Annotated in this window: 15 protein-coding genes; 5 read left to right on the forward strand and 10 right to left on the reverse strand. The window is 41.6% G+C overall.

Features of this window, described 5'->3' with window-relative positions; all coding sequences use genetic code 11:
* Window positions 1-162: 162 nt before the first annotated feature.
* The gene (gene dbpA, locus HBH39_RS03595; protein WP_167675696.1) at window positions 163-1,566 is read left to right on the forward strand and encodes an ATP-dependent RNA helicase DbpA; all 1,404 of its coding nucleotides are present in this window, start codon (window positions 163-165) and stop codon (window positions 1,564-1,566) included.
* A gap of 69 nt (window positions 1,567-1,635) precedes the next feature.
* Here dbpA and HBH39_RS03600 read toward each other — a convergent pair whose 3' ends face one another.
* Window positions 1,636-2,382 carry a YccT family protein gene (locus HBH39_RS03600; RefSeq protein ID WP_167675698.1) on the reverse strand — a complete coding sequence of 249 codons (747 nt, stop codon included), beginning with the start codon at window positions 2,380-2,382 and terminating at the stop codon, window positions 1,636-1,638.
* Window positions 2,383-2,519: 137 nt separating this feature from the next.
* Here HBH39_RS03600 and ybaK point away from each other — a divergent pair, with 137 nt between their 5' ends.
* A complete protein-coding gene (ybaK, locus tag HBH39_RS03605; RefSeq protein ID WP_167675700.1) occupies window positions 2,520-2,990 on the forward strand; it encodes a Cys-tRNA(Pro) deacylase in 471 nt (156 codons plus the stop codon).
* Window positions 2,991-2,998: 8 nt separating this feature from the next.
* Here ybaK and HBH39_RS03610 read toward each other — a convergent pair whose 3' ends face one another.
* The gene (locus HBH39_RS03610; protein ID WP_167675702.1) at window positions 2,999-3,844 is read right to left on the reverse strand and encodes a pseudouridine synthase family protein; all 846 of its coding nucleotides are present in this window, start codon (window positions 3,842-3,844) and stop codon (window positions 2,999-3,001) included.
* A gap of 188 nt (window positions 3,845-4,032) precedes the next feature.
* Between HBH39_RS03610 and lgt the strand changes: the two genes are divergently transcribed.
* A complete protein-coding gene (lgt, locus tag HBH39_RS03615; protein WP_167675703.1) occupies window positions 4,033-4,830 on the forward strand; it encodes a prolipoprotein diacylglyceryl transferase in 798 nt (265 codons plus the stop codon).
* A 96-nt stretch (window positions 4,831-4,926) separates the two neighbouring features.
* Here the strand turns inward: lgt and HBH39_RS03620 are convergent, their stop codons facing one another.
* The 6 genes from HBH39_RS03620 to HBH39_RS03640 all read right to left on the reverse strand — a co-directional run bounded on the left by HBH39_RS03620 (window position 4,927) and on the right by HBH39_RS03640 (window position 11,838).
* Complete coding sequence (locus HBH39_RS03620; RefSeq protein WP_167675706.1) at window positions 4,927-5,637, reverse strand: oxidative stress defense protein; 711 nt, start codon at window positions 5,635-5,637, stop codon at window positions 4,927-4,929.
* A gap of 255 nt (window positions 5,638-5,892) precedes the next feature.
* Window positions 5,893-6,987: a sensor domain-containing diguanylate cyclase gene (locus HBH39_RS03625; protein WP_167675708.1), complete on the reverse strand. Its 1,095-nt coding sequence runs from the start codon at window positions 6,985-6,987 to the stop codon at window positions 5,893-5,895.
* Window positions 6,988-7,108: 121 nt separating this feature from the next.
* Window positions 7,109-7,462, reverse strand: a complete 354-nt coding sequence (locus HBH39_RS03630) for a DP-EP family protein (protein WP_167675710.1) — start codon at window positions 7,460-7,462, stop codon at window positions 7,109-7,111.
* 10 nt (window positions 7,463-7,472) lie between these two features.
* On the reverse strand, window positions 7,473-10,799 hold the full coding sequence (locus HBH39_RS03635; protein ID WP_167675712.1) for a winged helix-turn-helix domain-containing protein: 3,327 nt from the start codon (window positions 10,797-10,799) through the stop codon (window positions 7,473-7,475).
* Window positions 10,796-11,164 (reverse strand): ketopantoate reductase C-terminal domain-containing protein, encoded by a 369-nt coding sequence (locus HBH39_RS19740; protein WP_244325733.1) that lies wholly within the window; start codon window positions 11,162-11,164, stop codon window positions 10,796-10,798. The genes HBH39_RS03635 and HBH39_RS19740 overlap by 4 nt, the downstream gene beginning before the upstream one ends.
* Window positions 11,080-11,838, reverse strand: coding sequence for a 2-dehydropantoate 2-reductase N-terminal domain-containing protein (locus tag HBH39_RS03640; RefSeq protein WP_244325734.1), 759 nt, complete (start codon window positions 11,836-11,838; stop codon window positions 11,080-11,082). The genes HBH39_RS19740 and HBH39_RS03640 overlap by 85 nt, the downstream gene beginning before the upstream one ends.
* A 678-nt stretch (window positions 11,839-12,516) precedes the next feature.
* Here HBH39_RS03640 and HBH39_RS03645 point away from each other — a divergent pair.
* Window positions 12,517-13,827 (forward strand): metal-dependent hydrolase family protein, encoded by a 1,311-nt coding sequence (locus HBH39_RS03645; protein ID WP_167675714.1) that lies wholly within the window; start codon window positions 12,517-12,519, stop codon window positions 13,825-13,827.
* 454 nt (window positions 13,828-14,281) lie between these two features.
* The gene (locus tag HBH39_RS03650) at window positions 14,282-14,896 is read left to right on the forward strand and encodes a hypothetical protein (RefSeq protein WP_167675716.1); all 615 of its coding nucleotides are present in this window, start codon (window positions 14,282-14,284) and stop codon (window positions 14,894-14,896) included.
* Between the two features lie 76 nt (window positions 14,897-14,972).
* Here the strand turns inward: HBH39_RS03650 and HBH39_RS03655 are convergent, their stop codons facing one another.
* Entirely contained in the window at window positions 14,973-15,812 is an 840-nt protein-coding gene (locus HBH39_RS03655) for a TIGR03899 family protein (RefSeq protein ID WP_167675718.1), read from the reverse strand.
* Between the two features lie 3 nt (window positions 15,813-15,815).
* Window positions 15,816-17,030: an MFS transporter gene (locus HBH39_RS03660; protein WP_167675720.1), complete on the reverse strand. Its 1,215-nt coding sequence runs from the start codon at window positions 17,028-17,030 to the stop codon at window positions 15,816-15,818.
* Window positions 17,031-17,067: the final 37 nt, after the last annotated feature.

A 17,067-nucleotide genomic window follows, 5' to 3' on the forward strand; every position in this document is an offset into this window, starting at 1 on the left:
GCACTATTATCTCTTAAGAGGTATCAATATTTTGTCTTGGTAATTAGCAATGCAAATGCAGTAATTCACGCCGTTAGTTGCTATAATAAGCACATTCTTTGGCCAAAGCCTTTTGCTTTGGCCTTGTTGTTTTCCGTTAGCTTATCAGCACAGGATATTCCTTTGAGTCAGTCATCTTCGCAAATTGCCAGTCAGGCATTCTCTACCTTGAACTTAAAACCAGAATTGTTAGAAAACCTAACAACCATGTGCTATGAGTCAATGACCCAAATTCAGGCCGAAAGTTTACCGCCAATATTGGCCGGTGATGATGTTATTGGCCAAGGTAAAACTGGCTCAGGAAAAACCGCTGCTTTTGGTTTAGGCTTGCTTAATAAGTTAGAGGTAAAGCGGTTTCGTATTCAAACCTTAGTGCTTTGTCCAACCCGTGAGTTGGCTGATCAAGTGGCGAAAGAAATTCGCACTCTTGCTCGTGGTATTCACAATATCAAGGTATTAACCTTGTGTGGCGGGGTGCCGATGGGGCCGCAAATTGGCTCATTAGAACACGGAGCGCATATTATTGTAGGTACACCTGGACGAATTATTGATCATTTAGATCGTAACCGTTTAGATTTAAGCCATGTGAACATGTTAGTGCTTGATGAAGCAGATCGTATGCTTGAGATGGGCTTTCAAGAGCACTTAGATGCGATTATTGAGCAAACGCCACACGAGCGCCAAACGCTATTATTTAGCGCCACGTTCCCAGAGCAAATTAAATCCATTGCTGAGCGCATCATGTATAAGCCTGTGATGGTCAAAGTGGAATCAACTCATGACCAACTCAGTATTGAACAGCATTTTTATCGCATTGATGATAATAGTCAGCGTTTAGAAGCGTTACGCTTATTGTTGTTAGATAAACAGCCTGAAAGTTCAGTTGTGTTTTGTAATACCAAGCGTGAAACTCAACAAGTTGCCGATGCGTTAGCCGAGTTCGGTTTTAGCGTGTTGGCGTTACATGGTGATTTAGAGCAGCGCGATCGTGATTTAATGTTACTGCGCTTTGCTAACAAAAGTGCTCGCATTTTAGTGGCTACCGATGTGGCAGCTCGCGGGTTAGATATTGATGCGTTAGATGCCGTATTTAACTACCATATTGCTTATGACACTGAAGTACATATTCACCGTATTGGCCGAACGGGTCGTGCAGGTAGCCAAGGTGCTGCGTATACGTTTTTCAGTGAAAATGACGGCTATAAAATGGCGATGATTGAAGAGGCCATCGGTAAAGATATTGTGCCTTCATCGCTGCCGTCTTTAAGTGCGTTAAATAAGCAGCCGCTTGAAGCCAGTATGCTAACCATTCAAATTGATGCAGGTAAAAAGCAAAAAATTCGTCCGGGTGATATTGTCGGCGCGCTAACGGGTGATAATGGCATCGATTTTAACGATATTGGTAAAATTAAAGTGACTGATATTCGTTCGTATGTTGCTGTGTCTCGTAAGATGTCAAAACAAGCTTTAAACAAAATCACCAAAGGTAGATTAAAAGGTAAAACTTACCGTGCTTGGTTATTGTAGTTTTAGTCTTTAATCGCCTTAAAAAAGGTTGATAACTTAGGGTTATCAACCTTTTTTGTTTATAACGATTTAGTTGTTAATTTTATTTTTAAATGCCGCCTTGGTTTCGTCATTCGCCTTACTGTACCAGTAATCTAGCATCTGGCTGATTTCTGCTTGATCTTGGGCAATGGTTTTGGGCTGTATAACAGCTTGAGTCGCCATTTCAGCTTTTGCGGATTCAGCTTTTGCGGGTGGGGTGCTAATTGTTGATGTTGTAGTGGGCGTAGCTTTAATGGCTGTACTTGGGGTTGGCGCCTCTTGCTGGATTGTTGATTGGCTATTGGTAGCCGTTGCAACGGGTATTGCAAACTCATTCACTGATGCAACTTGTTGGCTTTGATTATATAGCGCAAGCTCTTCAAGATATTTACGGTTCCACTGCAGACCGGGTTTAGTGATGACATCATAGGTAAATGCAAGATCACCTTGCTTGCTAGTAATAGACAATTGAGGCTGCTGATCAAAGTTATTGGCATCTCGTTTATTGCGAATAGTGGGTAAGGTGAGTGTGTAGTCTTGATCATCGGCACTAAAACTCACCACAATTAGTTCAGATTCAAAACGTGTTTGGGTGCCGCCCTGTCTGTATGTTCCTTGATACCGAAATGCAATTTGATTAACGCCAGTTGTTAAATCAAGCGGGTTTGTGGCTTTTATTTCTTGGCCATTTAGGGCGATGAGCTCAGCGTTAGTCGGTAAACTTAAGCTAGCCGCAAACAGGAGTGGGCTTAGTAAGCTTAATGATAATGTGGCGAGAGTTGGCAATATTTTCATTTGAGACCTGACAATGTCGTTAACTGGTTGTATAAACTAGCATGATAAAACTGAGTTATGCTTATGCTGTTATGTTTATAGCATATCTGACTTAACTTACCTGTGATTCAGCAGATAATTAGTAAAATGTGGTACATATGACCCCCGCAATTAATTTAGTCAAAAAACACCGTCTAGCATACAAGGTGCATGATTATCAGCATGATCCTTTAGCGTCGTCTTATGGTTTAGAAGCGGCTGAAAAATTAAATCTTAATCCCGCTATGGTGTTTAAAACCTTGGTGGTGCAAACCGACGCTAAGCAATTAGCGGTAGCCATGATACCGGTCGATCAACAGCTTAATTTCAAAAAAATGGCTAAAGCATTAGGCTGTAAAAAAGTGCAAATGGCAGACAGTGCGTTAGTTGAGCGGACAACCGGATATATATTGGGTGGGGTTAGCCCGCTAGGGCAAAAAAAGCGTTTAACCACAGTGATTAATATTACTGCTCAAAGTCAGTCGGCATTGTTTTTTAGTGCGGGTCGACGAGGTTTAGAGCTTGAAATGGCCGCAAATGATGTTCAGCAACTGCTGAGCGCCACCTTTGCCGATATCACTAACGATTAGATGGCTATCTATTCAATGCCAAACTGAGGCCGCAGTGTTTCAGGTAAAATGAAGTTGACCGCTTTATGGCTTAGCGGGCAGGTAAAGCTAAACTCACAGCAGCACAGTTTTAAATCGGGTGCTTGCTCATCAGCATTGCCATGCAATCTATCACCAACCACGGGATGACCTATGCTGGCCATATGTATACGAATTTGATGTTTTCGGCCTGACTCAATTTTAACCCTGAGCTTGGATTGATTGAGCGCTGGGTTGTATTCCATTAGCGTGGCATGGGATAGCGCAGGCTTATGATCTACATCAGTGTTAATGGTGACGGTTTTATCGGTAAACTTTCCTTCCACAATGACTTGGTAATATTTTTCTAATTGGCGCGTTTCAAATAGCTTAGCGATGGCGGCGGTGGCTTTTTTGCTGTGGCCAATAATGATAAGCCCTGAAGCGGCGCGATCTAATCGATGTATAATATAAGCGCTGCGAGGCGGGTTGGTATTAAGCTCAATAAAGCGATTGATGGTGGTGTGATCGCTCCACTTAGAGGGTTGGCAACGCAAACCATAAGGTTTGTACCATAAGCTGTATTCACCTTGGTCAAATAGCATTTGGGCTGTTGCAGGCTGTTCTGCCAATATGTAAGGGTTGTAATACAAATGGATCTTATCGCCAACCGATAAAGCTTTTTTTGCCCGCCTTAAACGATTCACTTGCTTACCATGGGTATACCAAACTGCCCCTTTTTGCATTGCTTGCTTAATGACTTGCTTTGACAATCCTGATGATGCTGCTAATAAACTCACCGCATCTTGCGCTGTGTCGTCGATGGTGAGGTGGCATTCAATTTTGTCTGTTAGCATGTCGATTCGTATCCAATTTGGGCAAGCAAGGGGAGTATGTTACCAGATGGCATTGCGGGCTTAAATATAACGAATATAATCACGCCGCCTGATAATACGGCATTGATGAAGGATATTTGTTTTTTCATCAAGTATCTTGAGTATACTGTGCAGCGTTTTCATTGGTTAAAGCTTGTTGGGAGTTGTTTTTGGAACATTTAGTGTGGAGTTGGGACCCTGTTATGGTGTCGTTTATGGGGTTAACTATTCATTGGTACGGTGTGTTATTTGCTTTGGCTATTGCCAGTGGCTTTCAAGTGATGAAAACCTTTTATAAAGCAGAAGGTTTAAATGTTGAGTCATTAGATAATCTATTGGTGTACTGCGTTGTTGGCATTATTGTCGGCGCAAGATTGGCCCATTGCTTGTTTTACGACCCAAGTTACTATCTTGCCAATCCAATGAAAATATTAGCGGTTTGGGAAGGAGGGTTAGCTAGCCATGGTGGCGGGCTGGGAGCCATTTTGGCGCTTTATTATTACAAGCGAAAAGTCGGTTTACCATTTTTGTATTTGCTTGACCGCTTAGCCATTGCGACCGCGATATTTGGTTTTTTTGTGCGGATGGCCAATTTTGCAAATTCAGAAATTTTGGGCAATCCAACTGACAAACCATGGGGTATTATTTTTGAACGTGTGGACATGTTACCGCGTCATCCTGCACAGTTGTATGAAGCCATCGCTTACTTAATTAGCTTTATTGTGTTATTCGCTATTTTCCAAAAAGGCACATTAAAGCAAAGACAGGGCGGCATTTTTGGGCTGTTTTTAATTTTAATCTTTAGTGCCCGCTTTGCTATTGAAAGTATTAAGTTAAGTCAAACCGCTTATACTGAAACCTTATTAACGGCAGGACAATGGCTAAGTTTGCCCTTTTTGTTGGTGGGGGTATTTTTGTTGGTTCGCGCATTGATCAAGCCTGCTAATATGCCTATTTCTAATAAATAGCTGATTCCTTATTGGTTTAATTATTTTCTTAGCCAAAAACTAACAATGCTGCTCATCTCTCAATAAGGTGAGCAGCATTAATAGAAACGAACGTTATTATTTCAATTTAAATACCACGTCAACGCGATCGCTAATCGTGACTTGGGCTTGTTGATAGCTTTCACTGACGCTACTGTCTGCTTGCGCAGCCATTTTGTATTGCATTGGCTGAATTGGGTGCTGATCAAAGTAGCGTATTTGCCACACTCCCTCGACCTTTTTATCAAATCCTTTGGCTAACGATTTTGCTTTTTGTTTGGCATCGTTAATTGCCGCTTGGCGAGCTTGTTCAATATAGTCAGCACGTTTACTTGAGGTTAGCTCAATCGAATTGACACGGTTAATGCCTTGTTCTAATGCACTGTCTAATAAGTCATTAAGCTGTTCAAGTTGCTTAACGGTAATGGTCATTCTGCGGCTAGCTTGATAGCCGTTTAATTTGGAGGGTTCATTTTTTTGGTAATGATACTGTGGGCGCAAGCTTAAATTAGCACTTTGAATATCATGTTTATCTACGCCTGCTTGTTTTAAGCGGCTTAAAAACTGGCTGATGGCTTTATCAGAGGCTGCTTTGGCCGCTTTTGATGTGGGGGCTTCGACGACTACTTCAATATTCACCACGGCCATATCGGCATCTATCACTATTTCACTGGCGCCTGTGGTTTCAATGTGGGGAAAATCGAAATCAGCTGCAAGGCTAGGTAATGCGGTAAAGGCGAGTGCTGAGGTTAATGCTGTAAGAGCAAAGGTTTTGGTTAGTAATGTCATAAATGTACTCCACAAAAAATAAAGGTATCGACCAGATTGGCTTAATCGTGGTCGATTAATAAGTGATTTGTGGCTATAAACGGGGTTAAAAACCAAAAGGGTTATTGTAGATAGATTATTTTTTCATTTTGTTCAGTTTAACTTGTTGGCAAATTAGTAAATCGATAAATCGGCATCACTCAACGCAAATATACAGTGGGGCGGTTTTAGGCGCACTGGCTAACGAATATACTAGCCAGTGCATCTTTCAAGGTATTACAGGCTTAAACTGATACGATTACGGCCTTCGGCTTTGGCGCGATAAAGGGCGGTGTCTGCAGCGCAAATGAGTGCCATCTCGGTACGAAACTGGCCCTGTTGCTCGCAGGCAATGCCTTGGCTGACACTGACTTTCACTTCTTGAGTTAAGCCTATATCAGTAAATTTAATTTGATTAATTTGGCGTTGAATTTTTTCTGCCACTCGTTGCGCCTGTGTTTTGCTGAAGTTAGGCAGAATAACGGTAAACTCTTCACCGCCAAAACGGGCGGCTAAACAGTCGCGGTTTGGCATGGCAGATTTAATCACCTGAGCGACTTTTTGTAAGCACTTATCGCCATTAATGTGGCCATAGTTATCGTTAAACAGTTTAAAAAAGTCGATATCAATCAGCAGTAAACTTAATGGATGTTGATGCTGTACACTCGCGTCCCACGCGTTTTGCAGCGCGTCATCAAAGGCGTGACGATTGGCTAAGCCGGTGAGTTTGTCGGTATTGGCTAAACGGGTTAACTCTGCAAACTTTTCTTTGTGGCTAGTCAGGTTATGCATTACCCCGACAATTAATGGTGTGGCATTTTCGGCAACAGGTAAGCATGACAGTGAAATATCGGCATCGACTAAGCTGGAGTCAGCACGTTGCAGCACAATTTCTTTGGGGCCGTGATTAAATGGGGTGAAGGTTTCACGCCACTGGGCAAATAATTCTAGGTATTCTTCTTTGTAGGCAGAATTAACAAAGTTAGTCCATTTTTGCCCAATCAATAACTCTTTTGGCGAGCCAAAAAGTTTTGCGGCATGCTGGTTAATCATTTCAATGATGCCTTCATCATTGACCACAAAAATGGCTTCTGAAATGGCGTTCATTAAAAAACCTAGGCTAGATATTTGCGTGGCTTGATCTAACGTGTGCTCAACAGTTTGACGTGCGGCAGATTTATTTTGAGGATCATTAAATGCTACTTCGTTTTGCACAATGGGTTTGTGTGGATGATCAGGTGTTGGGAAGTTTTTACCCGATAACGCCTTAGCAAGTTCGGTGGCACGAATTAATGTGTCATGGATTTCTTGGTATTTGTTAGCGGTTATCATAGTCAGTCCCTTTTCAAAAAAGTGTGTATCAAATGAACGTATTTCGATGACACACACTTTATTCAAAAAAGTAAAAAATAACCTTCCGCTAACCTTCTGCTTTTATGTTGTTGTTTTAATGCTACTTTTGTGGTGGCCTGTTGAGCACTTGAGGGTCAGGGCTTACAATACACTCGTGTGTATTGAGTGGCGTCAACACGATTCTGAATGAAATTTCATCTGCATGCTGACAATAAGTATCTTTAATTTTTAACTCTGTTGCTTGGTTTTTGATGCTAACTTTACCAATATCAGGATCATTTGGGTTGTCAAAAATAACCCCCGCAAATCGATAATTATCTGCTGTCGCGCTATCTAATTTGAATCTAATGGATGTGTTTTGTTGCACAACAAGTTGGCATTTTGGTGAGCCATTATATAAAAAGGTGGATTGTTCATAGGTGACTATGACATTAATTTTACTATCAGATGACATGATTATTTCCTTATAGAGGGGTGGACATTTTAGAGGTTAAAAGAGGGTGATGCGCCGAGACATTAATGTGCATTTTTTCGAGTGCACTTAACTGCTCGGTTATTGATGTTTGCGATTTCAAACATAAGTTGGCCACAACAAATGCTTGGGTTAATTGAATGTCAAAAAGATGAAAATCCTCAGGTATGTAAGTAAGGGCTAACTGACATTTTGATTCCATTTCTTTATTCTGCTGTTTATGCTTAGCTTGGGTTGCAGATAACAAGGCTATATCAACTAAATAAGCGTCAAGAGATGATGTTGTCGTTGATAGTTGATTTAATTCGCGCAGCAGTAACTCACTTTCTGACCATTGCTCTAATATTTGAAAGTATTTTATGGATGCTATCAGGAGGATGGTTTTAAGATTTAAATATTTATTATCCTGCTCAGATAAAAGGTATTGTTCTGCGAGTTGCGAGGATAATTCATGTGGGGTAATAAAACTTGAATCTGATGATTTTTGTTCGCTAATTAAGTGGGCTGCTAAAGTCAGCTGCTTGGCTTGTATATTTAATCTTTCAAAGCGCCAGTAGCTATTATCAGGGTCTTGTGTATGCATATCATCTAATAATTTAAATGCCTGTTGGTTCATTTCAAATGCCCGTTGCCATTTTGCTTGAGCAGTTAAAATCCTCATTTGATGACTAAAGGTGTAAGCGAGTACTTCCATGAGTGGTGCATCTTGCGGTTTTTGCTTTAATTGTGTTTCTAACAATTGCTGACTTTGGCTATAAAGTTTTAATGCGCCTTCTAAATCACCTTGCTTCATTGCGGTGCTCGCTAACCATGAATAGGTATCTGCAGTAGATGAAGCAAGTAAGCTGTCTTGTGGCGACTGCAGTAAAGCTTTTTTCTTTAATTCTAAAGAGAGTTCGAAATTGCGTTGAGCATTGCTGAAATTATTTTGGTTGAAAAAAAGACTCCCTAGTGAGTTGTAAGCATAGGATAGCTCGATCCATGAATCGATATTGTCTGGTGCAATTTGATTCATTTTAATGCTGTAATCGCGGTAAAGCTCAAATTGCTTGAGTGTTTCAGCATCTTTTCTGTCATTTAATGCTATTTGACCTATCCAAAAAGCGTTTGCACCCAATAGTTTAAGTAATTCAATATCTGGGGTAGCTTGGGTTTCATCATAGAGTGCTTTAAGAATTTTTTGAGAATCGGTAAATGCTGTTATTGCTTTGCTGTTATCGCCCCTTGAATAAGCAACTTCTGCTTTTGCTGCCAATGCTTGACCGTGTTGTAAGCGGCTTTGATAGCTTAATGTTTTGTAGGTGGTGGATTCACTTGTTTGTTCATTATTATCAGCAAAATATTCCATCGACTTTTGGGTGATACCATCTAATAAATCCATGCGACCAACGCTACGTAATTTATCGGCAAATTCGCCAACCATAAAGCCCAATAAGCTTTCTGCTTGTTGTTGTTTTTGTTTAGCAAATTGTTCTGCCTGAATACTTCTAACACTCATTAAAACAGCCAGTAGGGTCAGCATACACAGTGCGGCAATAGTGGACATTTTTGCTAGGCGTTTTAGCCCGGCACTTTTCTTTGAGGCTTGAATAAAGGCGTGTTGCTCGGTATCTAAATTAAACAGTGGGTTGTTGGCCAGTGCGAGTGCTTCTTGCAATGGCTTACCTTCGGCTAGTAAATAGGCTTTGTGGTGTTGTTCATCTTGCCAACGCTGGCTCAGTACGGTTAAACGTGCGTTAACCCGTAAGCTGTCGCGATGTGCTTCAATCCATTGTAAAACCCGTGGCCAGCGCCTCAATAATGCCTCGTGGGCAACACTGAAACAGCCCTGGCCATTTTGCAGGTGTGACACAAATAAGCGGTTATCCACTAGGGTTTGCACTAGGGCGGTTTCGTTGTCGTTGCTCAGTTGGCTTAAGCGCGCAGCGCGGCTGGTGATGTTGGTTTCATCGGCGGATAATGTCACTAATAACGATAATACTTTGCTTAGGCATTGCTGATGTTGCGTGGCTAATTCCGCGAAAATACCTTCAGCTTTTTGACCAATCGCGCCTTCTATTCCGCCCAGTTTTTGATATACCGACACTAATAAGGTGTCGTTGTCATCGCGCTGTAAATACAGCTCTTGTAAGGTGTATTGCAGCATTGGCAGTGCGTCAGGGTTGTTGACCGCTTCGGCGCACAGTAGTTCATCTAATGGCGTGTGGGTTTGCGGGTCTGTGTCCCATTTAAGGCCCGCCGCTTTTGCGGGCAAGCGGATCATTTGCAGTAACTCGCTGCGGTTTGGTGCCGTTAAGTCAAAGTGTGAGCCGTTACCTTTACCGGCCATTAAGCTGGGGCGGCTGACCACCTGCGGATAAAAGTCATTTCGACAGGCGCTGAACACCATAAAGCAGCCGCTGGTAGCCAACGACTCAATGATATCTAACGCCGTTTGAATTTCTGGCTCGGTGAATAGCGGTGATGATAACAAGACTTCTAAACGGTCAATAAATAGCGATAGTTTAGGGGTATAAGCTGCATCCGTTGAAGGTATGCGGGCTAACGACTGTTGAGCTCGTTTAATCGCCTCAGGCATATTTTGTTGTAACATCACGGCGAGATTTTCAGCGGTCATGCCATCAAATACCGGTATATCGTTTATGTCTAAATCCAGCAGCGCAAGGGCGATGTCGGTAAATAAACGGTCTTGGCTAATATCGGCTAAATCTAAACTGGTGTGAGACACTATGCCAATGCCATCAAACCCCTGTGGGCGCATAAATTGTGGAACGACTCCGGCATTTAATAATGACGATTTACCGCTGCCGCTGGGGCCGAGTAATAAACAAAAGGCGCGACCAAATTGCACCTGCTTGCTCATGCGCTTTAATAAGGTGCTGACTTGTTCGCTGCGGCCGTAAAAAACTTCGGCATCTTTGGCATCAAATGCCCGCAATCCGGGGAACGGCGAACCTACCTGCCAAGTGCTTGGTTGAATATGATCATCATGTTCAATTAACGGGAAATTAACCTCAGCTAAGGTGCGATAGCCGCGTTTACGAATGGTTTCAATAAATTCGGGATTAGATGCGCTGTCGTCAAGGGCTTTGCGTAGTTGGGTAATAATTTTGTGGAGCGGGTTATCGCCCACCACAACATGTCCCCAGCACTGCTCGACGATATCATCAGGACTTAATACTTCGCCTGAATGCTGGCAAAGCAGTTGCAACACTTGCATGGCTTTGGGCTCAATTTGTTTGATGTCACTTCCCCGTTGTAAGCTGTTGCTTGCTGGGTTGACTTGCCAAGGGCCAAAAAAGAAATGTTGTTTGCTCATGATATTGTCTTATTTGATGAGGTGTAATGTGCTGAGGTGAGTTGATGGACATCAACAGCCTTGCCTTGCTCGATTAATTTTATTGCGCTGTAAATACGCTGATTGATGGGCGTAGCCACATGATATTGCTGACCTAGTTTTACTACGGCACCGTTTAAATAATCGATTTCAGTTAAGCGTTTTGCTTGTATGTCTTCCCACATGGATGATCGTGCTTGTGGGTCAATAGCTAGCATGGGTTTGGCAATAATATTAAATAGACCATTAGGTAAGCGTAAAATTATTGGCAGCCATTTGGGGGCCAGTTTAGTAAATTGCTTAACGGGAAACTGAGCTTTTTGACATACATTAAGCCACTCTTGCATTGCCTCGGCCAGCAACTTGCGTAGGGGCGCTGCTGTAATTGGGTTTTTATTGGTAAGTTGCTAATGGCATTTAACGCATTGTTTAGATTGAGTAATAGCTTACCGCAGATCACGGCTTGCATATTATTTGTTAATTCACAATTAAGTTGGTGCTGATGCATGGCCTTGGCAATGATTTGGGTGAATTGTGTTTTAGGCCAAATGAAATGGCCTTCGGTGCCTTTGTGAAATCGTGCCTTGTCTTTTTGCAGCACATTAAATGGGGTAATGCCTTGGTATAGTTGTTGCTGTACGAGTTTGTATTTGGCCTCATCAAAACTGCCAATCCCATTTTGCATAAAAATGATCTCGGTATTGGCATGGCTGATGGCTTGTAAATCTGGGTATATCATCGCAATTTGGTGACTTTTTAAGGTAACAAAAATAACGTCATATTGGCTGTTGTTATCATTTGTGAGATCTATTTCGGTCAAAATATTGCTTGGCATGATGGTTTGTTGCATGCCTAAGTAATCACTAATATGAATACCTTGGTGCGTCATGATGCTGTTTTTAATGCGCTGGCGGCAAATGATGGTTACATCAAGCTTGGCTAGCAGTAACTCTGCAGCTAAGTAACAACCGGTTGACCCTGCACCAAATACGGCAATCGTTGGCGGTGTTGTATGGGTCATTTGACCTGCTCCCACTTGATGTAATACATCATAAATAATTGACGAATACCGCTGACTAGCGCTAGCGCAATGTAGAGCAATCGTGTCATTTGCATTAACCTCTTAACATCGTTCTGTTTACCGCTTTGCCAGCCTAATGATTCGCCAACAAAATTCTTCGCGTAAAACCATTCAATTTTGACAAGGTTATTGCTGCGTAACTTATAATTGCGCGCGGTTTTTTACACAAATTATCCTTGCCATTGTTTTCATTCGGTACACCAATTACTTATCTGTTGATTGGTTCGTGAAATTATTTTTGCCAACTTCAAAGATTGGGTTGCTAGCTTGTTGTTTGTTTGTGAATTTATCAGTATTTGCAATTGAATAAAACCGACGAGCTCCTCTAATCGTTTTGGTTTTGCTGTTGTGGATGATTTATGTGGGTTGCTTTATAGGAAACTTGTGAGTGTATTACTGCTTTTAGCTTGTTTTATTAACAGTCTCTTGCTGGGTTGGCGCGATTTGTGCCGCTTTTTAGGGCATTCATCATGATTAATGCCTTGTGGTCATGATCAATGAAAAAGCCACTTAAGTAATTAACATGCAAAATGTAACAAATGGTTTAATAGCTTGTAACTTGAACGGTTCTTTGCCATTTTAATTGATTGAACCTTTATCCACTTGAGTGACCACATAATGAAATCAGCTTTATTTACCCTGAGTACTTTAGGTAGTTCCATTGGCGCCGCATTATTGGCTGTTTCTGTTCAGGCCGCAGACATTACCCTGCTGCATGCTGGACAATTACTCGCGGTACCAGGAGAGAAACCAACTAGCGAACAAACCTTAGTGATCCGTGATGGGCTGATTGTTGATGTGCAATCAGGTTACTTGAATGATGTGGCCCATACTCCAGAAGATACCTTAACGATTATTGATTTAAAAAAGTCGTTTGTTATGCCGGGTTTAATGGATATGCACGTTCACTTACAAGGTGAATTAGGCCCTAAGAATGACAGTGATGCTTTGCGAATGTCTGATGCTGCTGTTGCAATGAGAAGTGTATATTTTGCCAATAAAACCTTACAAGCTGGTTTTACTACAGTGCGAGATTTAGGGGCCAAACCAGAACAAATTTATGCACTACGAGATGCCATTAATAAAGGTTGGGTAACGGGGCCGAGAATTATCGCATCTGGTGGTGTGTCTGTGACAGGTGGTCATGGTGATGTTGACGGCATGAGTCCTGATTTACTTGAAAAATATACTGAAAAAACGATTTGTGATGGCCCGTATGATTGTCGCCGCGCAACTCGCCGAGCGATAAAGTTTGGTGCAGATGTCATTAAAATTACATCAACTGGTGGGGTGTTGTCTGATACCAATACGGGTACTGGTCAGCAAATGGAAGATGATGAGTTAAAAGAAGTCATTGATGCTGCCCACGCGTTAGGGCGTAAGGTAGCTAGTCATGCTCATTCCGCCTCAGGTATTAACGCCGCATTGCGTGCAGGTGTTGATAGTATTGAACATGGGAGTTATGCAGACAAAGACAGCATTAAGTTATTTAAAAAGTCTGGCGCTTATCTTGTGCCAACATTATTGGCCGGTGATACCGTAGTGCAAATGGCTAAAAATACCGATGTGTTGTCTCCTGCGATTAAAGAAAAGGCGATTCGTGTTGGCGGCGATATGATGGCTAATTTTAAAGCATCCTACAAAGCAGGTGTAAAGATTGCTTATGGTACTGACAGTGGCGTGTCTCATCATGGTGATAATGCCAAGGAAGCGGTACTCATGAGCCGCGCTGGTATGACGAATATGGATATTTTGAAATCAGCGACTGTTAACGCAGCCGATTTGATTGATATGTCAGCACAGTTGGGGACATTAGAGGCAGGTAAATATGCCGATATCATTGCTATGCCAACTAGCCCACTTGATAATATTGAAGTGCTTCTGGACATTCCATTTGTGATGAAGGCAGGCAAAATCGTTAAGCAATGATAGCTAATCTTTTATGCATCACTCAGATTAGTTAATTTTTTTCTATTCGGATTAGGGCAGAACATGCATTGTTGTGCCCTTTTTTATATCCTGTCTAACCGTAATATTTTGTTCTATCTATGACCTTAGCTTCAGTCACTCTTCACATAAGAATATGATGAACCAGATGATAATGAGTGACGTATAGTACAAAAAACGCACTATGACAGTCGTGTCCTCTTGTTTGATTGAGTGTGAACACTCTTGGATTGATGTTGTTGGTGAGGGATAAGTAAACCATGATTTAATGTTTACTTGTTTAAGTCGTGATTAACCTCACATTGATAATAAAATGACACTAATTCATACCAAGATGATCTATAGTTAATGGTTATGGTCAAAGTTTACTCATTCGTTTACACTGTTGTTACATGTGAAGATTTATACTTTTGACTTATTTGGAATTTTGATTGATATGAGCTCGTTATCTGACGAAGAATTAGCTTGCTTTAGTGATTTATTTGCAACCAGCTTAACCGGTGACAAACGTCAATCGGGACATACTGACGCTGATATTTTGGCTGAGAACTCGTTAAGCGTATCAACCGAAATACCACAAGTGTTAGCCAATATTTTAGGTGAATCTAAGCTGACATTACTAGCTGAAATCAGCCATTATCGATTATGGTTTCCTTTGGTATTAAAACGAGATGAGTTAGGTCAATTTATTCCTGTACTTGGCGTGCCTGAGGTTGTGGATACCAGTGGCGCTGAACGCAGTTGGCGTATTACTGATCTAAAAAATGTTACTGTCATCGACAATAATTCTCAGCAGCCTGTTGAAGTCTTATCGTTATCAAGCTCTGGATTAACATTCAAAATGCATGATGAACGCCATGCTAATATTCCGACTTCTGGTAAATTAATGCTAAGTAATGGCCTAGAAGTAGATGTTGACTTTGAGCCTGTTCGAGCTGAAAACGGGGTGATGGCGGCAAAAATTAACGCCAAAGGCGACGCGCGTGAGGCGTTAAGGCAATTCTTATTTAGTGCTCATAAAGCTAAGTATTCTCATCTTTATAAAGTGTAGCCATGGCAACGTGATAAATTTTGCCCAGCTAACTGTTAACAGCTAACGCTACACACAGATGGCTGTTGAAGAGTCATCACTTATTTCCAATCGAGTTATTCAGTCTAAAGTCTTTATTTAACAGCGCTTTTAAGGCTTGATTAAAGTCACTGTCGGCTTTTGCTGCGATTAATTGACAAATTTCATCACCAATTGGCGTAAAGCGGTAGTAAGTAAACTGTAAGTGGCTATTTTGCGGTTGAATTTGCCATTCGTCAGTAAACAAGCGCATTGTTAAGATCGCTTTGGGATCAAGTAATCCTGTTTCAAACTCACTGTTATGCAAAATACCTGCATCCATCAGGGTTAAGATATTCGAATAGGGCAAACCAAACTGTGATAGCGGTATGTTGACAGTGGTACTTTTTCGGAAATATTGTTTGATGCCGCCATTTAAGCGGTAGCCTGTGAGTAGTTTTACACGATTATCACTGCCTATTTTTACTGACATTCCTAATGCTTTTTCAAGGACTTGTGCTTCTCTGAGTGTCAGTTGGCGCAATATGGCTAGTGTTCGCAGGCTAAAATTTCCGGGATTGACAATCTCGCTGGCTAAAATTCGTGCCCATAAGTCTTGCATCTTACGGTTATGGATTTGTTCAGCCATTTGAAAAAATTGGTAACTCCAATCAGCATCTAAATCACTCCCTGTCACATCTGATGGAGTGTAATTTAACGCAAGGGTAAAAATACTCTCTAAATTGGCTTGGTGTACGCTTAATTGTTTACGTTGCCTATGTTGAGCTCGTTCGGCAATTGAAGCGGTGGCTGGGCGATAATCGTCTTCACTTGTAAGCCCGATAATCCGACCAAGTTGTAATGCCTTCTTTCTAGCGGATACTTCTGAATCTGTTGATTTATTAGCTATTTCATCCATCAACTACACTCCTTTTTTCGGCCAGTTAGTTTCAGTTCCTGCACGTGGATTTTGTGGTACATTAAAGGCTAATATTAATGAGCATGCAGCAAAGAAGGCACCAATAAAGAATACGTATTTAGGTGAGTTTATCCATAACAGACCTAGTAAAGCGGGAATGATCACCGCTGCAATATGATTAATTGTAAAACTCACTGACATGGTAGAAGCAATGTCTTGTTTGTCGGCAATTTTCTGGAAATAGGTTTTCATCGCAATCGCCATGGCAAAAAGCAGATGATCTACAACATATAATCCTGCGGCTAGATGTGCGTTATCAACATAGGCGTAGCAGATAAAGATTATGATTAAGCCGATATACTCAAATATTAAGCTGTAGCGTTCACCAATACGGCCAATAAGTCGACCAATAGCGGGCGCAAAAAAGAGGTTTATGACATAGTTGATTAAAAATAGGGCGGTGATTTCCGTAACTGAGTAACCGAACTTTTCAACCATCATAAAACCGGCAAATACCACGAATATTTGCCGACGGGCGCCTGAGAAAAAGGTCAGTAAATAATAAAGCCAGTAACGTTTTCGCATTAATAAATGCTTATGTTGAGTGGCATTGAGAGTAAATTGAGGAAAAAACTGGCTCATAAATAACACCATACACAGCCCAGCAGCCCCAATGATGGCATACATCCACACATAGTCTAATTTAAGCCATGTCATCACTACCCAAATATTGGCATAACCAGTAAGAGCAGCCGCAGATCGCCACGCAATTACTTTGCCCATAAAGCTAGGGGCATCGGCTTTATCGACCCATTGCAAGGTAAGGGATTGGTTGATGGTTTCAAAATAGTGAAAACCAATCGACATGATTATGGTGGTTAAATATAAACCGAATGCATCGGGGAAAAATCCGGTTATGCCTACGCCAATACACAACAGGGCTAATGCGATTAGGGCAAAGGCTTGTTCGCGAATAAATAATAATACAAAGACGGCTGTAAAGGCTAAAAATCCAGGTACTTCGCGCAGGCTTTGAAGTATGCCTATTTCTGTGCCAGTAAAAGCGGCTCTTTCGATAACAAAGTTATTCAGCAGGGCTTGCCAAACGGCAAACACAATGCCCATTACAAAGGTCATCCACAGTAATAAGTGTTGTGGGTTAGTTTGGTATGAGTTGAGCGCCTGTGGGCCGGTTACCAATGGCGTTGTGGTTGACATGATTAATCCAAGAGCGTTAACAAAGTAGCTTATTCGC

Source organism: Shewanella aestuarii (assembly GCF_011765625.1).
Lineage (GTDB): Bacteria > Pseudomonadota > Gammaproteobacteria > Enterobacterales > Shewanellaceae > Shewanella > Shewanella aestuarii_A.